The following is a 22293-nucleotide window of genomic DNA, read 5'->3' as shown; positions in this document are numbered from 1 at the left end:
ATTTTACCTTGAAATTGAGACATGCCTTTAAAAGGATAGTTGAATTTTCCTGGTCAAGCAATACTTTCTTTTGATTTTCTCTTTTTTTAACTTTTTACATTCTCTTCTGGAAGACCACTATTCTCTTAATCTGCTTATGCTATACTAGTTTCAAAAAGCAGGGAGGTTTTCCATGAAAAGGGTAAGAGCGGGACTGCTCGCACTGATGCTGCTGTTTCCGGCGTGGACGCAGGCGGCAGTTACAGATGAATTTGATGTTTCGAATGGGGTAACGTACACCGAAATTGTAGAGGAAGGAACCGTACCCCAGTCGGTCCGCGTAATGGAAATCGATACGACAGACCCGTACACAAAGGTTCAGGCGGGAGTGCCGAATCCGCTTAATAAGCTGGTGCAGACGTCCAAGCAGGCACTTGCGGCAAGCGGGGAAGGGCATGAAGTGATCGGGGCGATTAACGGTTCGTTTTTTAACCGGGAGCCGATGCCGCTTTATTTTGTCGCCATCGACAACTATTTGGTAAATGGGGGCATGATTGAAACAAGCAAAGATGAGTTTGTCAGCGAGATGATCGCCTTTGGCATCAACAAAGAAGGAAAAGGACAGATTGACTCTTATTCTACGACTTTTACATACGTACACAATGGAACGACCGGAACGATGGCGGGTCATAACGGACAGCGCTATCCGAATACGACAATGGTGTATACACCTAATTTTTCATCCGGTGTAACGACGACCAACCCGTACGGTTATGAAGTCATCGTATCCGGAGCCAGTGACCCGTCGCTTCAGTTTGGCGGCATGTTAACCGGTAAAGTGACGGGCTTCCGTCCATACGGTCAAACGGCAGGAGCAGTAATTCCGAAGGATGGCTTTATTCTGTCCGCGCATGGAACCGAAACGGAAGCACTCCGCAGCATGAAAATCGGTGATACCGTATCCGTATCGGTCGATGTGGATGCGAAATGGAAGGGAGCCGATTTTATGATCGGCAGCGGGCCGCTGCTCGTAAAAGACGGGAAAGTAGCGCTGACGATGAACCCAAACAGCCCGAAAGCACGCGAGCGAGCGCCGCGTACGGCTGTGGCGATCGATCAAACAGGCGAAAAAATAGCATTTATTACGGTCGATGGACGCCAGCCGGGATACAGCACCGGTATGAGTTTATCCGAATTTGCCGCGTATATTCAGTCACTCGGCTACGATCGGGCGCTTAATATGGACGGCGGCGGCTCGACCACGATGCTTGCGCGCGAGCCGGGTGATTTTACAGCAACGATTCAAAACAAGCCGTCTGACCCGTGGGGCGAGCGGCCAGTATCAACCTTTTTAATGGCGATTACCACCGCGCCAAAGGGTGTGCCCACAACCATCAACGCCAGCCTGTCATCGGATGCACCGCTTGCCATTGGAGAATCGGTTAACGTGAACATCCACTCCATTATGGACGAGTACGGCAATCCGGTGAAAGTGGACAATGTGACGATTACATCCGATCTTGGGACTGTATCCGGCACAACCTTTACGGCTGCTCGATCAGGTTCTGGATTTGTTTCGGTTAAAAAAGGAACAGCCGAGGTAAAGCTGCCGATTACCGTTCAAGCACCGCCGGAAAGCCGGGCGAGCGTACTTGATTCATTTGAAGGTGCCGGCTGGTCAGTTCCATCTGTCAGTACGTTTTATTACGACGGCAGCCGCTCCTTGAAAGTAGACGGCACGGTTCGGCCGGTCCAGCCAATCGCACTGTCCGGCAGTCCGTCATTTGCCAGCCTGCGTGTATACGGCCAGGCGGACGGAGCGGAAGTGACCGGTACGTTCCTTGATGCAAAGGGAACGGCTCATCAAGCCTCTTTTGGGAGCGTAACATGGAACGGCTGGAAGAACCTACGCGTACCGGTGCAGGCAGGCTGGACGAAGCTGTCTGCTCTTTCTTCTTCGAAGCCGGGTGTTTATGTGGATTCCTTAAAAGCAGTCTACGGCAATTCATACAAAGAAGAATTGTTCCGTGATGTGCCGGTGGACTTCCGGGCAGAAAGTGATATTGCGTCGCTTGTAGACCGGGCAGTGATCAGCGGCTTTCCGAACGGCACGTTTGGACCGCAGGAAACCTTAACGCGCGTGCAGGCGGCGATTATGCTGCAGCGTGCGATGAAGCTGCCGGCAGATGGTGTGAAAGATCCAGGCTTTTCTGATGTGCCAAAGACGTATGCGTTTTATGGAAGTATTGCCGCTGTCACACAGGCCGGCATTATGTTTGGCCGGACAGACGGCACGTTTGATGCGCAGGCAAAGCTGACACGGGCCGAAATGGCTGCCGTTTTAGCACGGGCGCTTAAGCTTCCAGAAACAGACCGGAATTATTTCCCGGACAATAATGTCGGCACGTTTGCGTATAGCTCCGTGAATGCACTGGCTGCATCCGGTATTACGCAAGGATTCCCGGATGGCACGTTCCGGCCGGGTGAACCGATCAAGCGCGCTGACTTCAGTATCTTTTTAAACCGGGGACTGGAAAAAACAAATTAACATTGTGCTGGGCCGGAATCTTTTATGTTGGGCCGGTATATCGTACGTTTCGGCCGGAAAATACTTTTTCCGGCCCAGGCGAAGCAGATTCCGGCCCAGGAAGCAGCTTATCATTTAAAAACGGGCTTATCCAGCTGGATAAGCCCGTTTTTTCGTTATTCAAACCGAAGCGCGTGGCTCGGTTTCATTCGTGCTGCTTTGAGAGCAGGATAGATGCCGAACAAGCCGCCAATCACAATCGTAGAACCGAGAGCCAGCTGGATGGCCCAGAGGGGAAGCGTCAGCGTAAACGCCTCAATGTAGTGATTCCACAGTTCAATAAACGCATAGCCGAGTCCAATGCCGAATAATCCGCCAATCACACAAAGAAGGAGGGTTTCAAAGAAAAACTGGGCCATAATTTCAAAGGTGGTGGCACCAATCGCTTTGCGAATACCAATTTCCCGGGTACGTTCCCTCACAGACATCACCATGACGTTCATAATGCCGGTACCGCTGATAAACAGAGCAACAGTCGTAATACCGAGCAGCATCACTTGTAAAATCACGGTCACGTTATCGATAGCTCCGAGCATTTGATCCTGCTTCACGACACTGAAGTCTATTTCTTTATGATTTTGTTTGATCGCGGAGAACACAGCACCATCTACTTCATCAATTACCTCAGTGCTGTTTGCTTCGACGATCATTTTGTTAAGATACTTCATATCCGTGTTGGCCAGCGCCGTTTCAATCGGCATAATGACGTTATTATCAGTGCTCGATCCGAGTGTGGCATTCGGCTTTAGTACACCAATGACGGTGTATTCCTTTTCGCCGATTGTGAGCTTTTGGCCGACCAGCGTCTTTTCTTCGGCAGACACAACGGTACCTGCCATCAACGAATCGAGGGCACGCTGCCACCACGTTTTTTCTTGAGGAGCCGAGGTTCCTGTACTTCCGGAATGGGGTTCTTCTGTTTTTCCGAGCAGCGCGTCATGAATGTTGCTGCCAAGCACAATCACGTTTTTCTTCGACTGCTGTTCTTCTTCTGTAAAAAAGCGTCCTTCTGCCAGGGCTGCATGCTGAACACGGCTATATTGATGGGTGCTGCCGACGAGAACGGCCTGGACGTTTTGTTCTCCATACGCTGCTTTCGAAACGGTTTCAAGCTGTGGTGTCACCGACTTTACATTCGGCACCGCTTCAACGGCTTTGGCATCTTCGTACGTTAACGTGCTGGGCACGCTTGTAATGCCGCTTAAAAAGTCCTTCTGCCCATTCGCGGAATCGAGGACGCGGCCCGGCATAACCAGAATTTGCTCGGCACCGAGGCTGCCCATCTGCTTTAGCAAGGTATCTTTTACGCCTACTGCAATGGCAATAAGGACAATCACCGCAAAAAGACCAATGACAATGCCCATCATGGCGGACAGGACACGAAATTTATTCGACCAAAGACCGAAGCAGGCGAGCTTTAATGCATTTCCAAGCCTCATGCGAGCACACCATCCTTTAAATGAATGACCCGCTGCGCACGGTCTGCCACTTCCTGATCATGGGTAATGACCACAATCGTCGTGCCCTGCTGATGAACGCGGTCAAACAGCTGTAAAATTGTTTCAGTTGTTGCTTCATCCAGGCTTCCTGTTGGTTCATCCGCCAGCAGAATCGACGGTTCATTCACGAGTGCCCGTGCGATCGCAGCCCGCTGCTTTTCCCCTCCGGACAGCCGGGAAGGCTTTTGCTTTTTTTTATCAGCTAGTCCTACTTCTTCTAGCATCTGCAGAACCCGTGCTTTTTTTCTTCCCAGTTTTTTTCGTCCGTATGTCAGGGGGAGAAGCACATTTTGATAAACAGATAGATTCGGAATAAGCTGAAATTGCTGAAAAACAAAGCCGATTTCGGTGTTTCGAAGAGCAGTCCGTTTCGACTGCCGCATTTTATGGACGGGTTTGCCGGCTAGTATGTATTCACCTGAGTCAGTGGAGTCGAGCGCACCGAGTATGTTCAGCAGTGTGCTTTTCCCAGAGCCGGATTTTCCCATGATGGCGACATATTCTCCTGGATCGATCTGTAAGTCCACACTGCGCAAAATGTCTTGCCTGCTGCTGCCGGTTTGAAATGCTTTTTGAACACGGCGAAGCGTAATCATCTTATAACCTCCCATAGATTCTGTTATGCTAGCATGCTAGCATAAGTGTTATAAATTTCCCAGTCCTATCCATACTAATTCATAAAATATGGTATAATCGTTTGTTGGAGACTATTATACTAGTAAGTGGGGGAAGTTGTTTTGAAGAAATATCATGTACTAGCTGCTGTGCTATTGTTTTTCACACTTGCAGCAGTGTTTAGCAATACAGCCAAAGCAGCCGAGCCGATGCCGGCAAAGGTCATTGCCTCTTCTTTATCGGTACGGGAGAATGCAAGCCCGCGTGCGAAAGTAATCGGGTCACTGTCCAGATATACTGCCCTATCTGTTTACGGGCAGGCGCCGGGTGGATGGTCGGAGATTCGCTTTCAAAACCGCAGGGCATACGTCCCGTCCAGCCAGCTGAAAACGGCAAAATCGACGATCGTGGTTACGTTCGGCGACAGCAATACGCAGGGAACGAACTGGAAGCAGAATCCGTCTTATCCGCAGGCGGCAAAATGGGCCACAAAGCTCGGGCAGACGTATACCGTTGTGAATTCAGGCATTGGTGGCGACACGTCGGTAATGGGGCGCGATCGTTTTCAGCAGGATGTGTTAAACAAGCGTCCAGATGTGGTCACCATTATGTTTGGGACAAATGATGCTGTGATCCGGTCCAACGGGCAGGCGCGCGTTTCCAAGACAAAGTTTGAGCAGAATATCCGCTACTTTACCGATACGCTGAAAGCGAAGAAAATTCGTGTTGTGCTGATGACGACACCGCCTGTTGTTCAAGGAGTGTTTTATAAACGCTATGACGAGAAGCTGTACCAAAAATACAATGGCGCCCGGCAGTGGAATGATTCTTACAATGCCATCATCCGTAAGGTGGCCAAGGAAGAAAGGGTGGCATTGATCGATAACTATCAAAATATGAATCTGGCAGCCGGCGGTGCGACCGATCAGAGGTTGATCCTATCGGGGTTAATCGACTCTTCGGGCACGCATTTAACGCCAAAAGGCGCTGATATGATTTATCAGTCTGTGAATCGGGTGTTAAGCCGTTAAAAAAGGGGGTGTCTCTAAGCTAGGAAACTGGCTGATGAGACAGTCCTTCTTTTTATGGCCGGAAAAAGCTGATTATGGCCGGATTACGGGCCACTAAGGCCGGAAAAAAGAGAATCCGGCCCGGCTGTAGCACTTTCCGGCCCTGATTCTTATTTTTCGGCCCAAAAAAGAACTAAGCCTTTACTTATAGTTACATTTTCATATGAATGCAAAAAAAAGATAGAAAATGGGCTTAAGTTCAGTGAAGATTCTCCGATATAAAGATAGGCAGTTAGACTGCTTTAATTTGAAAAGGCAAATCTGTGGAAACACAGAGACGCAAAGCTATAGGGGCTAAGCCGTTTGGGTATGCCAGCCAGCTACCAGGGAGGAAATTCATCATGAAGAAAGCTGCAGCTAGTTTGTTAGCCACTGGGTTGCTTGTCGCTTCTTTTGGTCCGAATGCTGCGTTCGCGGCGCAGGAAGAGGAACAAAATGTCATTGTCATTTTTGATGAAAAAGTAGATAAAAAGGCGATTGCACAGGCGGATGGGGAAATTGACCAGACGTTTAAGCAGCTGCCGATTGCTTCTGTAACGCTTCCAGCAGATGAAGTGAAAGAGCTGAAGAGGAATAAAGAGGTAGTCCACATTGAAAAGGACATTACCGTTCACGCATCGGCTGACACACTCGATTGGGGAATTGGCGCCACCAATGTACCGGTCTCCTGGAATGCAGGATTTACAGGCAAGGGTGTGAAAATAGCGGTTGTAGATACAGGAGTAGCCGCACATTCGGATTTAGCGGTTGCTGGCGGTGCGGCTTTTGTTTCTTATACAACGTCCTACCAGGATGATAACGGGCACGGCACGCACGTAGCCGGCATTATCGGGGCAGAAAGTAATGGCTTTGGCACAAAAGGAGTGGCACCGGATGCAGAGGTGTATGCGGTTAAATCATTAGAAAAAAGCGGTTCAGGCAGTTTGTCCAGCATTTTAGCCGGCATTGACTGGGCCATTACAAATAAAATGGATATTATCAATTTAAGTCTCGGTACGCAAACGAACTCGGCCGCGTTTCAGGCACTGGTCGATAAAGCATATGCGAGCGGCATTTTGGTCGTAGCAGCGGCAGGAAATGATGGATCGGCTTCTGGAACAGATGACACCGTGGATTATCCGGCACGTTATGACTCGGCAATTGCGGTTGGCGCTGTAGATTCTTCTTTGAACCGCGCGTCTTTTTCTTCCACTGGAAGTACGGTTGAAATTGCTGCGCCAGGGCAAAGCATTGTTTCTACTTATTTGAACAACGGATATGCGCGCATGAGCGGTACATCGATGGCCGCACCGTACGTAGCCGGTGAGCTTGCGCTGTTAAAGCAGGCAAATCCGACGGCCGATGCAGTCCGTCTCCGGACGATTTTAAAAGATACAAGCAAGGATTTGGGCACGGCGGGAAGAGATCCATGGTTTGGCTATGGATTGATGCAGGCACCGGCAAGTGCTGCACCCCAGACACCTCAAACGGCTCCAGCTGTGAGTACAGTGGTTTCCAGCCTCACAGCCAGCACCACTTCGGTTTCGGCACTGCCGGGTGAAACAAAGGCAGTTACGCTTACCGCTTCTTATACGGATGGAACAAAAGCAGACCGGACAAAAGAAGCTGCATGGACATCGAGCAATCCAGCCGTCGCAACCGTTGAAGGCGGCGTTATTACGGTCCGCCAGTTTGGTAAAGCGGTCATCAGTGCAGCGGACGGCGGTAAAACTGCAAAGGTATCGGTTGATGCGACGATTCGTTCTCTTGCAGCCAGTACTACACGTATTGCAGGAAAGCCACAGGACACAAAAGCGGTTCAGTTAACGGCTGAACGTGCAGATGGAAGCAAAGTAAATATTGCGGAAGCGGCGCAGTGGAAAACAGCCAATAGTAAAGTAGCAACTGTTAGCCGTGGACTCGTAACCCTTCAAAATTATGGTAAAACAACGGTTTCCGGTTCATACGGCGGTAAAACAGTGAATATCACGGTAGACGCCAGCGTAAGCAGCTTGAGTGTCAGCACAAAACGCATAGCCGGAAAACCGGGAACGGTGCAACAAGTAGCCGTTACAGCCCTTCTGTCCAACGGGCAGCGCGTGGATGTGACGCCTCTTGTTACCTGGAAGGTACTAAACCAGCAGGTGGCAAACGTATCAGGCGGAGTAGTTTCCATTTCGCAGTATGGCAGAACATATGCCGCTCCTTCTTTTATGGGGAAAACAGTGAATATTTTAATTGAAAGCAAAAAATAAACCATCATCGCTGTTGTGATAAAAGCAGTGGAAGCCCGGCCGCCAAGTGCCGGGCTTTTTATTGAAAGCAAATTTCTTTTTAGATGAATATGTCAACTGAACGGTCATAAAATCTGACAATATACATTTTTTAGAAAACGCTTGTAAAAGGCGTTTCGATTCATTAAGATGAAAGTGTCAAATGAATATACGCGGATGACGGCTGAGGGAGAGTGCATACATGCCGCCGACGGAGCAAGTTTCAAAAGCCTTGAAACGAATCTCTCAGGCACAAGGACCTCAATCGGACGCAGCTCTGGAGAGAGCATGGCGCATAGTCATGCCACCAAAGGGGAAAATCCAGCTTGGATTAAGCTCTCAGGTAAACGGACAGAGAAAAGGATCATACCTTTTCTCTGTCTTTTTTTTTGGACCAAAACGATCAACGGGGGTGCTTGCAGAATGGAATGGAAGAAAACACCGCTTTTTGCTGAATACGAAAAGTACGGCGCCAAAGTTATTGACTTTGGCGGCTGGGCACTGCCCGTGCAGTTTTCAGGTATATTGGCCGAGCATAAGGCGGTAAGAAGCCATGCCGGGCTGTTCGACGTATCGCACATGGGAGAAGTGCTTGTAGAAGGCCGAGGAGCGGAAAAGTATTTAAACCGCCTTCTCACCAATGATGTGACGCTGCTTCAGGCAGGGGGCGCCCAATATACCGCCATGTGCTATGAAGACGGCGGCACAGTCGATGATTTGCTTGTGTATAAGAAGTCAGATGAAGCTTTTATGCTCGTGATAAACGCCGCCAATATCGAGAAGGACATTGAATGGATGAAGCAGCATCTCGCAGAAGAAGTGACGATCACCAATCTATCAGATGAAACGGCGCTTTTGGCTGTGCAGGGGCCTGCTTCAGCCCAAATGCTTCAGCCGCTTACGGACACGGATCTTTCCGCTATCCGCCCGTTTCGTTTTGTGGACGCTGCTTCTGTAGGCGGTCTGGAAGGCGTGCTTATCTCCCGCACCGGCTATACAGGGGAAGACGGGTTTGAATTGTATGTGCCGGCAGAAGGAGCCATTTCCCTCTGGCAGCGGCTGGCCGGAGAAGGGATTCCTTTATGCGGTCTCGGTGCGCGGGATACGCTGCGCTTAGAAGCACGGCTTCCGCTTTATGGACAGGAGCTGACAAAAGAAATCAGCCCGCTTGAAGCAGGCATCGGCTTTGCTGTTAAAACAGCGAAAGAAGCGGCGTTTATCGGACAGGAAGCGTTGAAAAAACAAAAAGAAACGGGACTTTCGCGCAAAACGGTCGGGATTGAAATGATTGACCGAGGCATCCCGAGAACCGGTTATCGCATTTTATCTGAAATGGGCGAGCCAATAGGGGTTGTGACATCCGGCACCCATTCGCCAACGCTCCAAAAGCCGATCGGCCTCGCGCTTGTTCAGGCAGATTTTTCAGGTCTTAGCACTAAATTTTTCGTAGAGATCCGTGGGAAAAGAGCAGAAGCCATCGTTGTCCAAACGCCATTTTATAAAAGGGAGAGAAACGCATGACATCCACATTCCGTTACTTGCCTGATACAGACCAGGACCGCAAAGAGATGCTGTCGTTTTTAAACGTTTCATCTGTAGACGAACTGTTTTCTGATATGCCAGCGTCCATCCGCCTCGACGGGGAGCTTGCTATTCCGGATGCACTGCCGGAGCCGGCTCTGTGGAAGAAGATGAAAAAGATGGCGCGCCAAAATGTGGAGCTGCCTTTGTTTCTTGGAGCGGGCACCTATGACCATTACATTCCGAGTGTGGTCGGCCATATGATCTCCCGTTCGGAATTTTACACCGCATATACCCCATACCAGCCGGAAATTTCCCAGGGTGAGCTGCAGGCTATTTTTGAATTTCAAACAATGGTATGTGAGCTGACAGGAATGGATGTAGCCAATTCATCGATGTATGACGGCTTTACCGCTCTTGCAGAAGCCGCATCACTCGCAGTTGGACATACGAAAAGAGGGAAAGTGGTTGTGTCCCGCGCTGTTCATCCGGAATCCCGCGCTATTTTGCAAACGGTGGCAGCCGGTCCGGGTTATGTGGCAGAGGAAGCCGCTCTTTCCAAAGACATAACGGATCTTGACGCGCTGGGCAAACAAGTGGATGGCGACACAGCTGCGGTCATTGTACAATACCCAAACTTTTTCGGATCGGTTGAAGATTTACAGGAAGTAAAAAGAATCGCAAAAGCGCACGGTGCTCTTCTGATTGTGAGTGCTAACCCGCTGGCGCTTGGCCTGCTCGAGGCACCAGGCCGGCTTGGGGCCGATATTGTCGTCGGCGATATGCAGCCGCTTGGTATTCCGATGGCGTTCGGCGGTCCGCATTGCGGCTACTTTGCCGTCACAAAGCCATTGATGCGCAAAGTGCCGGGCCGGATCGTCGGCCAGACAACCGATGAAAATGGAAACCGCGGTTTCGTCCTGACGCTTCAAGCTCGCGAGCAGCATATTCGCCGTGAAAAAGCGATGTCCAACATTTGCTCGAACCAGGCGCTGAACGCGCTTGCCTCGGCGGTTTGTATGGCAGCCCTTGGCAAAACCGGTCTGCGGGAGATGGCCGTCTTGAATCTGGAAAAAGCCGATTATGCCTGTAAACTGCTACAGAAAAAAGGCTTTTCCGTCCTTAATCAGTCACCCTTTTTCAATGAATTTGTCGTCCAGCTGCCGAAGCCAGTTGCGGACGTTCAAGACGCGCTGATTGACGCAGGATTTATCGGCGGCTTTGATTTAGGACCGGACTACGGAGAACCGAATGGGATGCTGGTGGCAGTGACCGAGCAGCGGACAAAGGAAGAGATTGAGGCATTTATTCATGCGCTGGAGGGGATTGTACAATGACCACCTACACAGATCTTATTTTTGAAATCAGCCGGCCAGGACGCATCGGCTGCAGCCTGCCGGAACGAGATGTAGACGCGGTAAACCTATCTGAGAAGCTGCCCGCACATCTCATTCGCGGGGAAGCACCGGAACTGCCGGAAGTATCAGAACTGCAGCTGGTTCGCCATTACACGGCCCTGTCGAATAAGAACCATGGTGTGGACAACGGCTTTTACCCGCTAGGCTCCTGTACGATGAAATACAATCCGAAAATCAACGAAGATGTAGCAAAGCTTGACGGGTTCAGCCGCATTCATCCGTACCAGCCGGAAGCAACTGTGCAGGGAGCGCTTGAGCTTTTGTATGAGCTGCAGGAGGATCTGGCCGTAATCACCGGCATGGATGCTGTCACGCTCCAGCCGTCTGCAGGTGCTCAGGGAGAATGGGCCGGACTGATGATGGTAAAAGCGTACCATAAGCAAAGAGGAGAAAAACGGACGAAGGTGCTTGTGCCAGATTCTGCTCACGGTACGAACCCGGCCAGCGCAACGGTTGCTGGCTTCCGTACGGTGACCATTCCGTCTAACGAACATGGCCTTGTTGATGTGGAAGAGCTGAAAAAGCATGTGGATGATGACACGGCAGCTCTGATGCTGACGAACCCGAATACACTCGGCTTGTTTGAAAAGGATATTGTCGAAATTGCGCGTGTGATTCACGAAGCGGGCGGCCTGCTTTATTATGATGGAGCCAATGCAAATGCGATTTTAGGCAAGACGACGCCCGGGAAAATGGGATTCGATATCGTCCACTTAAATCTTCATAAAACCTTTACGACACCGCACGGCGGAGGAGGCCCGGGTGCAGGCCCGGTCGGGGTGAAAGAAAAGCTTGTTCCTTTTCTCCCGGTACCGCGTGTGGAGAAAAGAAACGGCCGCTTCTTATTGAATAGGGAGGAGCCGCTGTCCATTGGGCGGGTGAAAGGCTACTACGGCAACTTCGGTATCCTCGTGCGCGCTTATACGTATATTCGGACGATGGGGCCTGATGGGCTGCGCCAGGTATCAGAAAGTGCGGTGCTGCATGCAAACTACCTGCGTAAAAGGCTGGAACCATACTTTATCTCGCCGTACGAGCAGGTCAGCAAGCACGAGTTTGTCTTATCGGGTTCCAAGCAGAAAAAGCTTGGTGTCCGGACACTCGATATAGCGAAACGGCTGCTTGATTTCGGCTATCATCCGCCGACCATTTATTTCCCGCTTAATGTAGAGGAATGTTTGATGATTGAACCGACTGAAACAGAATCAAAAGAAACGCTCGATGCTTTTGCGGACGTGATGATCCGCATTGCCCGCGAAGTAGAAGAGGATCCGGAAACGGTGCTGAATGCGCCGCATACAACGGTTATCGGCCGGCTTGATGAAGTGAAAGCAGCCCGGAAGCCGGTCGTCCGCTACGGGCGGGAAACGGTTCAGTTATGAGCATCGTGCTGACGGATGCCGCCCGCCGGCAGCTGCTCGCCTCCTCACCAGCTGAAGGACACGTGCCAAGAATTGATGCGGAGATGTCGGGTGGGTGCGGCGTCTCCGTCCGCTTTTCTCTTGTCTGGGAGGAACCGCGGCGCGGGGATACGGTTGTCCCGCTTGGCGATGATTTGTTTCTTCATCTGGACCGATTCACAGAAAGATATTTAGAAGAACACACTTTAGTAGATTACAGCGAGACGGACGGATTTATTTTTGGAGATGGGTTTAATTCAAGCTGTACAACATAAGAGATGGCATAAGCCATCTCTTTATTTATGCCAATTATAGAATGTCAGGTTGTTAGTCTTGCTGAGGTACCCGGTTGTTTGTAGGTCTATCTTCCTCTTTTTTATTTTTTGAGATTGAAAGCGCTTTCCATTGGATATATATATGTAGTTAACATCCTTATGAAAGAAGGTGGCTTTAATGGGGGAAAGAGCATGGCCGTTTCATTCATTTACAAGCGTTATTCAACCGAAGCAAAGTTCAGAAGATATTTACGGAAAAGAATATGTCTATTCGCCGAAACTGTTTTCGCATGATTATGAGCACTTTGGCGGCGATTTGCTTAGTTTAGAAGCGTTAACTGGACGAGAATTGAGCGTGGTTGGAGAAATGCCCGTCATCTGCCATGAAGGTGCTGTAACCCCTGGAGCCGTCCGTCTGCTTGAAAAAGCAGGACTGAGGCTGCCATCCGTTCGTTATACGTATCGTAATGATCAAGAATATGTATCTATTTTAAATAAACTGTCTTTACAAGGAAAAAAAGTCATTTTTCAATATCCACATCCGCCAGAGGACGCCCCTGCTTCTCTTTACTGGGTAGATCCGTCTATTATTGCGTATTTAAGCGATAAACGAAGTATTCCGGCACTCGTACCAGCCGAGCATGTTCCGACAAGACGGATGGTCAGCTTAGAAGAACTGCTGGAGGATACACCTCCTATGCCATTTGTTTTGAAAACAGGAGATGGACGCCCAACCTCCGGCGGATGCGGTGTGCTTTTAATTGAAGAAAAGCAGCAGCTTTACGAGATTAGTGAAGACTTTGGGGATTTATCTACGATTATCTTGGAAGAATTCATTGATTATGACCGTAATTTCGGTTTTCATTACGTGGCTGACCAAAACGGGCGCGTACGTTTTTTAGGCAAATCTGAGCAGGTGGTCAATGAGGATAATTGCTTCCGTGGCAGCTGGGTCAGCACAAACACCGAACCGTTCGAGCGTGTGGTGGAAGCAGGTCTTCGGGTAATGGAAAACATTGCAGCAACAGGATACGTCGGAGTTGCCGGCTTTGATGTGCTGATGCGCGGTGATGATTTTTATTTTATTGACTTAAATGTTCGTTTTAACGCTTCCTCGTGCGCCCTTATGCTGCATGAAGAGGTGTTGAATGTATATGAGAAACCGACGGTTCGTTTGTCTTCTCTGGAATGGGATGGACCATTTAATGAAGGGCTTGCTGTCGTCGAAAAATACATGGATTTTGAACAATTTGTGCCGCTCAGCCTGCTTGATGCCGCTTATGTAGAAGGAGCTGTCGGATCTTCTAAAGTGATTGGCCTTGTCATGGGCCGTGATGAAAGAGAAGTAGAATCGATTTTAATGCATATGGAAAAGGACCGTTTAACAAGAAGGGAATAAAATAAAAAGCTGCTCCTAGAGGGGCAGTTTTTTTAGTTAAATCATTATCGGCTATATACCTATTTAAAGAAAAAATGGTGTGTTATTTTATATTACTTTTTAATATTATAAAATTTTAGTATATAGTTAAATAGCTGTAATAAAAAAGAACTAGGCTCATATACTACTTTATATAATTTAAAGAGAGAAAATATATACTTCTAGGGTCACAGTATGGCAGGAAGGAGATTAGACAAGTGGAGCGTAAAGCTAATATAGATTGGGAGTGGGTAGAATTAATGAAGGAAGCAAAAAATATTGGCCTCAAGATTGGAGAAGTCCGTCTTTTTCTATTATCGCAATCGACAAAAGGAGTTGTTTCTATGCAGCAAAAAATAGTAAATAATTTTCAATCCTTTTAATCATTTATCTATCTCGTTAATAAGGTAGTTTATCAAATTCAATATAAAGAACACGTGGAGAGGAAACAATTGCCTGATACGATTGGTAAAGCAATCATTATTTGTAAAATATAAATTCTTTTTCCCATTAGTGGATTTCTTTTGTTATGGTACAATCATACACAATCGTTCTTTTTAAAGAACGGAAAAGGGGGATGATCCTTTTATATTTTGTCCACAACTATTTTAAAGACTACTAGTTATAAGGTTACAAACAAAGAATCGTAAAATTAGAAAAGAAAAAAGAATGTAACCAGCTTGGTAAACACTTCATTTATTGTTTACTAGGTACAGGTATATGGAAAGAATGATGTCCTGCCTAATTCAAGCGGACATCAACAAAAAATGCAGAAAAATGTGATATAAAAAGTATAGTTTGAGGGTAAAAAGGATTATCCTGGAAAAATATTTTAAAAATTCAGATAAAATGGTACAATCGATGTACGCAAATAATCATAGGAGACAAAGGCAAACTTATCGAGAGGTAAGGACGCAAAGTTACAGATCCTAAAGCGATTGTGCTCGGATGGCTGTGCTGCCGGATGCGGGAGGAGAAGCTTTCATGGAAAGGCTTGATATTCGTACCGATGTTGAGGATGAATGGGTTGGTCTAATGTGGGAGGCAAAACAATTAGGCTTATCAATTCAGGAAATTCGTAAATTTCTGCAAGCAGCACAGCAGCAAGAAACGAAAGAAAGTTAACACATACAAACTCAGACCTGCACATATGATAAAAGCAGCTGCTCTACAAGAGTCAGCTGCTCTTTTTATCGGACAAGCAAGTGCACACTATTTGATTTTCTGCCGTTTTCGAAATGCAAGAAACGCTTTGAACTGCTCCTTGCTGACACCGGATTGTATGGCTTCCCGGGCCAGCGTTCTCCATTCTTCATTTAGTTCTTCTTCAATCGGCAGGCCGTGATGGTTGATTAGATGGTGAACTGGCACGTCAAGTTCTCTGGCTATTTTTTGCAAAACTCCAATCGACGGGTTTGTCTGGATTCCCCGTTCAACAGATGAAATATAGGATGTTGTGATGCCACAGCGGCTGGCCAATTCAGTTAGAGATAATTCTTTTTTTAAACGAAAAGAGCGAATGCTCTCGCCAATCGACATGTGTATCTCCTGCCTTCTTTCATATTTTGAAGCTTGATCTGTATAAAATGAATAAAGGGTCAGTTACTAAATTCATTTTACCATATATGGATATGATTGTATAATTGGTCGGGTTATAATTAGACATTTCTTTCCTACTCATGTATTCTATTCATTTATCAATGGTTTCCACAGCTGGACATGTTCACAACGAGGTGGTTTAGTGAAAAAAGCAATGCGTATTGTCGTTTTAATTGTGATTAGCGCCGTTATTTTTAACTTTTCGTCCCAAACCTATGAGGAACAGTCCCTCGTGCCGCAGCTTGAACGGCTTCTTCCGGGAGAGCCGTTTGCCGGGATTCTTGCGCCAATCGAAGTAACATACTGGGGCACTCCTATTTCTATTGAAACAAAAGGGTATTATTATTTTCTTGAATTTTTTATTCGGAAATTTGCACACCTTTTCTTGTTCGGCTGCTTAGCCGCGGCGCTGTTTCATGTACTGGCGCTGGCCCGTCCAAGACGAATTTGGCCGGTGTTCTGCCTGTCTTTTGCCGGAACGGCTTTGTACGCGCTGCTCGATGAGTACCATCAGCTGTTAACAGGAGGACGGACGCCGATGTTAAAAGATGTAGGGCTTGATTTGGTCGGCGCGTTCTTTGCGCTTGTTTTATCAGCATTTTTTTATAAAATCCGAAAGCGAAAAGAAAAAAACCGGCTCCCTTAACAGAGCCGGTTTTAGACTGTAGACAAACAAAATTTTTTGACAAAGTATCTCTTTATTTCTTGTTCATGCAAGGAGTGCGGGTGGCTGGGATGAGAGCCGATAAGGTGGCAAGCGCGCGGCTTCCCTTATCGGCTCTTTTTAAGAAACGGTGTTTCCCGAAAAGTTTCCTGTCTGTTTTAGACAGTGAAAGCTTTCGTAAAAAAAGACTGCCGACTTTGTCGATAGTCTCAAGCCGGCTCCCTTAATGGAGCCGTTTTTTTATAATGAATTTTTTTCTTCATACTCTGCACGGAGCGTATCGTAAAAGTGAGCATATGTGACGCTCATGTAAGGGGCAATCCACAAAAAGCCGATAAAAAGTGTGACAACTCCGAGTAAAATCCAGCCGATAAAGGAAAGGCCAAGGACCAATGCTTCGGCTTTATGGCCGTCCATCATCCGGCGTGATTTTGTGATCGCCTGAAGAGGAGACAGCCCCGGTTCATCACGCAAAATATAATAGGTCAGCAGATAAGAAAAAGATTTAATAATGCCAGGCACAATGAATAGAAGAGTCCATAAAAATAAGAACAGTCCCTGAAGAATTACGACGAGAATGCTTTTGCCAAACATCGTTTTGTATGGCTCAATCAAATGCCCGAAGCCGATTTTTTTGCCGCGTGACAGATCCACCCATGCCCATACCAGGCCAATGGAAACAGGAAGGAGAAGAACGGAAAACAAAAGGATCAACAGATCTTTCCATGTAAACTCATATTCGTCAGGATTTAAGACCAGATCAGGCGCACTGAACAAAAGAGTAGCCACTACAAAAAGGCCTATCGCTATCAGCCAGTTTCCGCGAAGAGAGTCACGTGCTTTTGCCCTTAATTTACTGTAATACATCGAGATTCCACCTTTCTTCTTTTCCTACGTACAACCATGCAAAAAGTTTCATGTTGTTTGAAAAATAAGCCATTTTTTCATCTTGACCCCTGTAAAAATGTGTCGTATGTTGGAAAGCATGAAAGAAAAATCAAAAGGAGAATGTGGATTGGAAAATCGAAATTTAGTGTATCCGAAAGAAACTCTTTACTTTATTATATGCTGCTTGGTGAGTATAGGATTTTATGTGGCATTATTTTTTTCTCTCATCCTAATCCCGATTGCGGCCGGCTTGTTTTTACTGTCTTTATTTTTTCACGCTGTGATGATTGGTTCTATTCGGGGGAATGGCGTAAAAGTAAGCAAAGAGCAATTTCCCGACGTGTACGAGCGGATTGATGCACTGTCGCTTGAGATGCGGCTGCGAAGAACGCCAGATGTGTATATTATCCAGTCGGAAGGAGCGTTAAATGCCTTTGCCACACGCTTTTTCGGCCGGGACGTTGTTGTCCTTTATTCAGAAGTGTTTGAATTGGCCCGCCAGCAGGGAGAAAAAGAGCTGGACTTTATCATTGCGCATGAACTGGCTCATATTAAACGGCGCCATTTGTGGAAAAGCTGGCTGACCCTGCCGGCTGCGTGGGTTCCGTTTTTAAGCAATGCTTACTCGCGTGCAGCGGAATATACGTGTGACCGCTACGCTGCCCATTTTATTGAAGACGGTGAAGCAGCCAAGCGCGCCTTAACGATTTTAGGTGTTGGGAAAATATTGTACACTGAAGTAAATGAAGAAGCGTACGTGAAACAAATCAAACAGGAAACAAATCCATTTGTGTGGCTGGCTGAGAAGCTTTCCACGCACCCGGCACTGCCGAAGCGAATCCAGCAGATCGGCCAGTTTTTGCGCCTGCCGACAGCAACCGATTACCGTACCCCAAAAGGAAAAATTATTGTGGGTGCTGGTGTGCTTACAGCTGCCAGTATTGCTTTAGCGGCTGGAGGAGCGTATGCGGTTGAGAAAATCGATACATCCAGCTGGTTTTCCGATCTGGCAGAAGAAGCCCTTATGGAAGAAGACATAGCAGCAGATGAAGAAGTGACGGGTGAGACGGATGTGATGCTTGCAGCCCTGTCAGGGGATACCTCTTCTCTCGGGCGCCTGATCGACGAAGGAGCAGACATTCATGCGTTAAACAGTAACGGTGAAACAGCGCTTCATTATGCGACTGGCAACGGACAGCTTGAGACGGCTGAAATGCTTTTGGAAGCAGGGGCAGACCCGAATATAGAAGATAATGCAGCTTATACACCGCTTTGGAACGCCTATGGTATGGAGGATTCCGACATGGCCCGCCTGCTGATCCGATATGGAGCAGATCCGAACCAGGAAGACATGTATGGAGACACAGTGCGGGAAGTAGCAGAAAGTGATGAAAACGACGTCTTCTTAACAATCTTTAACGAGGAAAAGCCGGATGCCAGCCTTGTTAATTGATGCAGACGGCTGTCCAGTTGTAGACCGGGCCTGCCAGGCTGCAAATGAATATGGCCTTCCGGTTGTGTTGATTTGTGACACTTCTCATGAAATGACCCGGCCTGGCGCAGAAACGATTATCGTTTCAAAAGGAGCGGACGCGGTTGATTTTGTGCTGGTGAACCGGGTTCAAAAGGGAGATGTGGTTGTCACACAGGATTATGGCCTGGCTGCCATGGTGCTGGCCCGTCAAGGATATGCGATCGACCAGAACGGCCGTGAATATACGCCGGAGAACATTGATCAGCTTCTGCTCAGCCGCCATACAGCAAAAAAAATCCGTCAGGCGGGCGGGCGGTTAAAAGGTCCATCTAAAAGACAGGAAAAAGACAATGAGCGCTTTTCGAACGGATTAGCCCTTCTTCTTCATCGTATTATGAATAAATAAAAAGCAGCGGGCCTCTGAACCGCTGCTTTTATTTATTCATCCGCTTGTTTTTTCCACTTTTGAAAAGCTAAAAATTCCCTGAATTGCTCTTTGCTAATGCCCGATTCCATTGCTTCTTTCGCCAAGTGAACCCATTCCTCATCAATCGACCCCGAGGACTGGTGCGGCTCAGTGATCAGAGACTCCACTGATACGTCCAGAACCGCCGCAATTTTCGATAAAAATTGAATGGAAGGATTCATTTGCAGGCCCCGCTCTACCGAAGAAAGATATGATTTTGCTACAGCTGCCCGCAAGGCCAGTTCGGTCAGGGAAAGCTTTTTTTCCATGCGTAACTTTCGGATACGTTCTCCAATCGACATCCTATCACCCTTACTCGTGTTTTCCTCTTTATTTTTAAATAGTATCAAAGAATTCGCTTCAATTATACAGATGAACAAAAAAAAGCACAAAACTTAGTAAATGGGAAGGGGAGTGCTGATCACCAGACCCGGAGAATAGTCACAAAACGAGCCGCACCGGTTTAGTTTGCGGCTGCGGCTAATTTTCGCTTATAGACCATTTTGGACAGGGATACGCTTATTTCGTACAGCAGGATGAGCGGAATAATGACCAGGACGTCTGATAAAAAGTCAGGTGGCGTAATTAAAATCGAGACGACAATCAGGGCAAAGTACGCGAATTTACGCGTTTTTTGCAGGTTATATGGATTTAAAATGCCAAGACTTGTTAAAAACATCATCACGACTGGCATTTCAAATAAAACGCCAAAGGGCAATGTCATATGAAGCAGAAATTTAAAATATTTTTCGGTTGTAAAAAAAGTAGCAAACAAGTCACCTGACAGTGACATTAAAAACGATAGGACAATAGGAAATAAAACGAAATAACCGAAGGACAGGCCGGCTATAAACAAGAAAAACAGCGCCGGAACATAGGTAACAGTTACTTTTCTCTCGATTGGTGACAGGGCAGGTCTAACAAACAGCCATGTTTGGTGGGCTGCGACCGGTATTGTTGCAGCGCTGGCTATAACTGCCGCGATCATCACATACACCATTATGATGTCGCTTGGACCGAGCAGCGCAAGCTTAAACGGGAGATCTTTTACAATGTACGCGTAAATGTCCTGAACGAATGTAAAGGATACAACGAAAAAAACGAGAAAGGCGGCAACAGTAATAATAAGTCTTTTGCGCATTTCTTCCAAATGCTCAAGTGCTTTCATGTTTTGATCTTCCACGATAGGACCTCCAAAAAAAGCCGCCCCGCAGCAGGCGGGGACAGCCGAAATGGTTAAACCAATGTTTTTTCTTTTTTCTTTTCCGTTTTTTCTTCGTCATCCGAGACAAGTTCACGGGTAGATTTTTTAAATTCTTTCAGCGTCGAGCCGAATGCACGGCCGATTTCTGGCAGCTTAGACGGTCCGAAAATAATTAATGCGATGACGAGGATTAAAATTAATCCGGGTACTCCGATATTTTGCAGCATAAAACATCCTCCTTAATATTTAAATCCAGTAATCGCGACAACAGATGGGCGCGGCTGGTTATCGCCTTTACGGTGCGGCCACATGCTCGTTGGATTGTTGATATCTTCTGTTTCTTCGCCTGGATGCTGAACAGCAAGGAACAGCGTTGTTTCATCGTCTGTGAAGCAAGGTCCTGTTAATTCTGCGTCAATTGGCGCAGATGCAAACTGGTAGGCTTCGCCCATTGCTGCCCCGCTTGTTGGAATAACGAAGACGCCGTTGTTTTTAAATGTTTCAAAAACGCCTTTATTCATTGAACCTGAAGACATATCTGTTACAGTCCAAAGGTTGCCTTCGCTGTCGAATGTTAGGTTATCCGGTGCGCTGAACCCGCTCTGGCGTCCGCCGCAAGCAAAAATTTCAAAGTCGAATGTTAATGAACCAAGGTCATCGTTTGTTTCAAGGAAACGGGTAATGTGACCATGAATATTGCCGTGTTTTGCATTGTTTGTGTGTGCAATAAATACAGACTTGTCAAACGGACTGATTTCCACGTCTTCTGGACGGTCTGTAGGTGTTGCTCCTAAAAGGATCGCTGCATCATGAGCATGAACAAGGACGTCAGCCTGCGTCTGGAATTTAGCAAGAATATCTGCATTTCCTTTTGCAGCCGCCCGGACTGCTTCAATGGTTAAAGCAACCCAAGTTCCTTTGCCCAAGTTTGCTGCATACAGTGTACCTTCTTCAAGCAAGTCAGAATTCGCTTGCTTGCGAGATTCAACATATTTGTTTTTACTAATGAATTTGTATACACACGCATCTTGTTTGTCATCACCCATATAAACGGCGATACGTCCATCATTTGTTAAGCCCATTGCCGCGTTTTCGTGGTGGAAACGGCCAAGTGCAGTATGCTTGCGTGGTGCGAAGTTCGGATCAAATGGGTCTACCTCAAGGATCCAGCCGTAATGCGTTTCATTTAAAGAAGCGGCCGCCGATGTGGATTCATAGTTTTCTTCTGCAGACAAAACCGTGTTCCAAAGTGTTTTTCCGCCGGAGCAGTTTGCAAACGTACCCTGAACAATATCTACACCGCCTACTGCTTTTGATCCGCGGGCAGGACCTGTTAAACGGAATGGTGTCAATCCGGAAATCCGGCGGGCATATTTTGATGACGTATCCATTTTCCATACACCGTCATCATCCTGGCGAATTTCAATAATGGAACCGCCTTGGTTATATAGAAGCTTTTGAATTTGAGAAGCTGAATATTTACCGTTTACCGGAGCGCCTGTTACCCACAGGTCACTTGTATATTCATGGTTAACCCAGAGAAGACCATGCTGATTCGATCCATCAATTGGGAAAAACACGGTAAAGTCATTGTTGTAGCCGAATGTGTCGCCAGATTTATTAATAATGTCTCCGTAAGATGCAATTACATCGTATTTATAGCCGCGTGGCAGAATAAGCTCGTCTTTTCCGGATGCTTCAATTGGTGTGAACTTTACGCCCGACACTTTTTTCTTGCGTCCGAACAAATGAGAAGCTGCTTTTGTCCCTTCTGCCTGTGTTTTCGGCGCGAATGCACCTAGCCCGGCAGATGCAACGGTTAAAGCGGTAACCCCTGTACCAACATATGTCAAAAATTTTCGTCTGTTTAAGTCTTGCGACATACCTGAACCCACCTTTATGTATTTTTGTTCCCCAGAGTTATGGTAGTAAAAAAGTATGAAGTGAATGTAGAAAATTTGTGTG

Annotated in this window: 21 protein-coding genes and 4 riboswitches; of the genes, 13 read left to right on the top strand and 8 right to left on the bottom strand. The window is 47.3% G+C overall.

What is annotated here, in order from left to right; translation table 11 throughout:
- Positions 1-172 precede the first annotated feature (172 nt).
- Positions 173-2527 carry a phosphodiester glycosidase family protein gene (locus RIN81_RS08075; RefSeq protein WP_309089117.1) on the top strand — a complete coding sequence of 785 codons (2355 nt, stop codon included), beginning with the start codon at positions 173-175 and terminating at the stop codon, positions 2525-2527.
- A 155-nt stretch (positions 2528-2682) separates the two neighbouring features.
- On the opposite strand, the gene RIN81_RS08070 is transcribed toward RIN81_RS08075, so the two are convergent.
- Positions 2683-4005: an ABC transporter permease gene (locus RIN81_RS08070; protein WP_309089115.1), complete on the bottom strand. Its 1323-nt coding sequence runs from the start codon at positions 4003-4005 to the stop codon at positions 2683-2685.
- Positions 4002-4661, bottom strand: a complete 660-nt coding sequence (locus tag RIN81_RS08065; RefSeq protein WP_309089113.1) for an ABC transporter ATP-binding protein — start codon at positions 4659-4661, stop codon at positions 4002-4004. Before RIN81_RS08065 ends, RIN81_RS08070 begins: the two co-directional genes overlap by 4 nt.
- Before the next feature lie 141 nt (positions 4662-4802).
- Between RIN81_RS08065 and RIN81_RS08060 the strand changes: the two genes are divergently transcribed.
- From RIN81_RS08060 to sinI, 9 genes are all read left to right on the top strand, one after another.
- Positions 4803-5711, top strand: a complete 909-nt coding sequence (locus RIN81_RS08060; RefSeq protein ID WP_309089111.1) for an SGNH/GDSL hydrolase family protein — start codon at positions 4803-4805, stop codon at positions 5709-5711.
- Positions 5712-5994: 283 nt separating this feature from the next.
- Positions 5995-6078, top strand: a riboswitch (cyclic di-GMP riboswitch).
- A 13-nt stretch (positions 6079-6091) separates the two neighbouring features.
- Positions 6092-7984, top strand: a complete 1893-nt coding sequence (locus tag RIN81_RS08055; RefSeq protein ID WP_309089109.1) for a S8 family peptidase — start codon at positions 6092-6094, stop codon at positions 7982-7984.
- A 195-nt stretch (positions 7985-8179) separates the two neighbouring features.
- Positions 8180-8274: riboswitch (glycine riboswitch) on the top strand.
- A gap of 3 nt (positions 8275-8277) precedes the next feature.
- Positions 8278-8359: riboswitch (glycine riboswitch) on the top strand.
- Between the two features lie 66 nt (positions 8360-8425).
- Positions 8426-9523 carry a glycine cleavage system aminomethyltransferase GcvT gene (gcvT, locus tag RIN81_RS08050; protein ID WP_309089107.1) on the top strand — a complete coding sequence of 366 codons (1098 nt, stop codon included), beginning with the start codon at positions 8426-8428 and terminating at the stop codon, positions 9521-9523.
- Complete coding sequence (gene gcvPA / locus RIN81_RS08045; protein ID WP_309089105.1) at positions 9520-10860, top strand: aminomethyl-transferring glycine dehydrogenase subunit GcvPA; 1341 nt, start codon at positions 9520-9522, stop codon at positions 10858-10860. The genes gcvT and gcvPA overlap by 4 nt, the downstream gene beginning before the upstream one ends.
- Positions 10857-12323 (top strand): aminomethyl-transferring glycine dehydrogenase subunit GcvPB, encoded by a 1467-nt coding sequence (gene gcvPB / locus RIN81_RS08040; RefSeq protein WP_309089103.1) that lies wholly within the window; start codon positions 10857-10859, stop codon positions 12321-12323. Before gcvPA ends, gcvPB begins: the two co-directional genes overlap by 4 nt.
- Entirely contained in the window at positions 12320-12616 is a 297-nt protein-coding gene (locus RIN81_RS08035) for an iron-sulfur cluster biosynthesis family protein (RefSeq protein WP_309089101.1), read from the top strand. Before gcvPB ends, RIN81_RS08035 begins: the two co-directional genes overlap by 4 nt.
- A 178-nt stretch (positions 12617-12794) precedes the next feature.
- The gene (locus tag RIN81_RS08030) at positions 12795-14015 is read left to right on the top strand and encodes an ATP-grasp domain-containing protein (protein ID WP_309089099.1); all 1221 of its coding nucleotides are present in this window, start codon (positions 12795-12797) and stop codon (positions 14013-14015) included.
- Between the two features lie 236 nt (positions 14016-14251).
- On the top strand, positions 14252-14416 hold the full coding sequence (locus tag RIN81_RS08025) for an anti-repressor SinI family protein (protein ID WP_309089097.1): 165 nt from the start codon (positions 14252-14254) through the stop codon (positions 14414-14416).
- Positions 14417-14912: 496 nt separating this feature from the next.
- Positions 14913-14998: riboswitch (cyclic di-GMP riboswitch) on the top strand.
- A gap of 19 nt (positions 14999-15017) precedes the next feature.
- Positions 15018-15158: a DNA-binding anti-repressor SinI gene (sinI, locus tag RIN81_RS08020; RefSeq protein WP_309089095.1), complete on the top strand. Its 141-nt coding sequence runs from the start codon at positions 15018-15020 to the stop codon at positions 15156-15158.
- Positions 15159-15245: 87 nt separating this feature from the next.
- Here sinI and RIN81_RS08015 read toward each other — a convergent pair whose 3' ends face one another.
- The gene (locus RIN81_RS08015; protein WP_309089093.1) at positions 15246-15572 is read right to left on the bottom strand and encodes a helix-turn-helix domain-containing protein; all 327 of its coding nucleotides are present in this window, start codon (positions 15570-15572) and stop codon (positions 15246-15248) included.
- A 202-nt stretch (positions 15573-15774) separates the two neighbouring features.
- On the opposite strand from RIN81_RS08015, the gene RIN81_RS08010 reads away from it, so the two are divergent.
- Positions 15775-16278 carry a VanZ family protein gene (locus tag RIN81_RS08010; protein ID WP_309089091.1) on the top strand — a complete coding sequence of 168 codons (504 nt, stop codon included), beginning with the start codon at positions 15775-15777 and terminating at the stop codon, positions 16276-16278.
- Between the two features lie 258 nt (positions 16279-16536).
- Here the strand turns inward: RIN81_RS08010 and RIN81_RS08005 are convergent, their stop codons facing one another.
- Positions 16537-17163: a DUF975 family protein gene (locus RIN81_RS08005; RefSeq protein ID WP_309089089.1), complete on the bottom strand. Its 627-nt coding sequence runs from the start codon at positions 17161-17163 to the stop codon at positions 16537-16539.
- Between the two features lie 148 nt (positions 17164-17311).
- Here RIN81_RS08005 and RIN81_RS08000 point away from each other — a divergent pair, with 148 nt between their 5' ends.
- Both RIN81_RS08000 and RIN81_RS07995 read left to right on the top strand, forming a co-directional pair.
- The gene (locus RIN81_RS08000) at positions 17312-18637 is read left to right on the top strand and encodes a M48 family metallopeptidase (RefSeq protein WP_309089087.1); all 1326 of its coding nucleotides are present in this window, start codon (positions 17312-17314) and stop codon (positions 18635-18637) included.
- On the top strand, positions 18618-19064 hold the full coding sequence (locus RIN81_RS07995; RefSeq protein ID WP_309089085.1) for a YaiI/YqxD family protein: 447 nt from the start codon (positions 18618-18620) through the stop codon (positions 19062-19064). Before RIN81_RS08000 ends, RIN81_RS07995 begins: the two co-directional genes overlap by 20 nt.
- Positions 19065-19096: 32 nt before the next feature.
- On the opposite strand, the gene RIN81_RS07990 is transcribed toward RIN81_RS07995, so the two are convergent.
- The 4 genes from RIN81_RS07990 to RIN81_RS07975 all read right to left on the bottom strand — a co-directional run bounded on the left by RIN81_RS07990 (position 19097) and on the right by RIN81_RS07975 (position 22211).
- On the bottom strand, positions 19097-19426 hold the full coding sequence (locus RIN81_RS07990; RefSeq protein WP_309089083.1) for a helix-turn-helix domain-containing protein: 330 nt from the start codon (positions 19424-19426) through the stop codon (positions 19097-19099).
- A 161-nt stretch (positions 19427-19587) separates the two neighbouring features.
- Positions 19588-20292 (bottom strand): twin-arginine translocase subunit TatC, encoded by a 705-nt coding sequence (gene tatC / locus RIN81_RS07985; protein ID WP_375164525.1) that lies wholly within the window; start codon positions 20290-20292, stop codon positions 19588-19590.
- 68 nt (positions 20293-20360) lie between these two features.
- Positions 20361-20555, bottom strand: coding sequence for a twin-arginine translocase TatA/TatE family subunit (locus RIN81_RS07980; protein ID WP_050179753.1), 195 nt, complete (start codon positions 20553-20555; stop codon positions 20361-20363).
- A 12-nt stretch (positions 20556-20567) separates the two neighbouring features.
- The gene (locus tag RIN81_RS07975; protein WP_309089078.1) at positions 20568-22211 is read right to left on the bottom strand and encodes a PhoX family protein; all 1644 of its coding nucleotides are present in this window, start codon (positions 22209-22211) and stop codon (positions 20568-20570) included.
- Positions 22212-22293: the final 82 nt, after the last annotated feature.

Source organism: Domibacillus sp. (assembly GCF_031181085.1).
In the GTDB taxonomy this organism is placed as follows: domain Bacteria; phylum Bacillota; class Bacilli; order Bacillales; family Domibacillaceae; genus Domibacillus.
The sequence above is the reverse complement of the archived record's forward strand: the minus strand, read 5'-3'. Positions and strand labels throughout refer to the sequence as shown.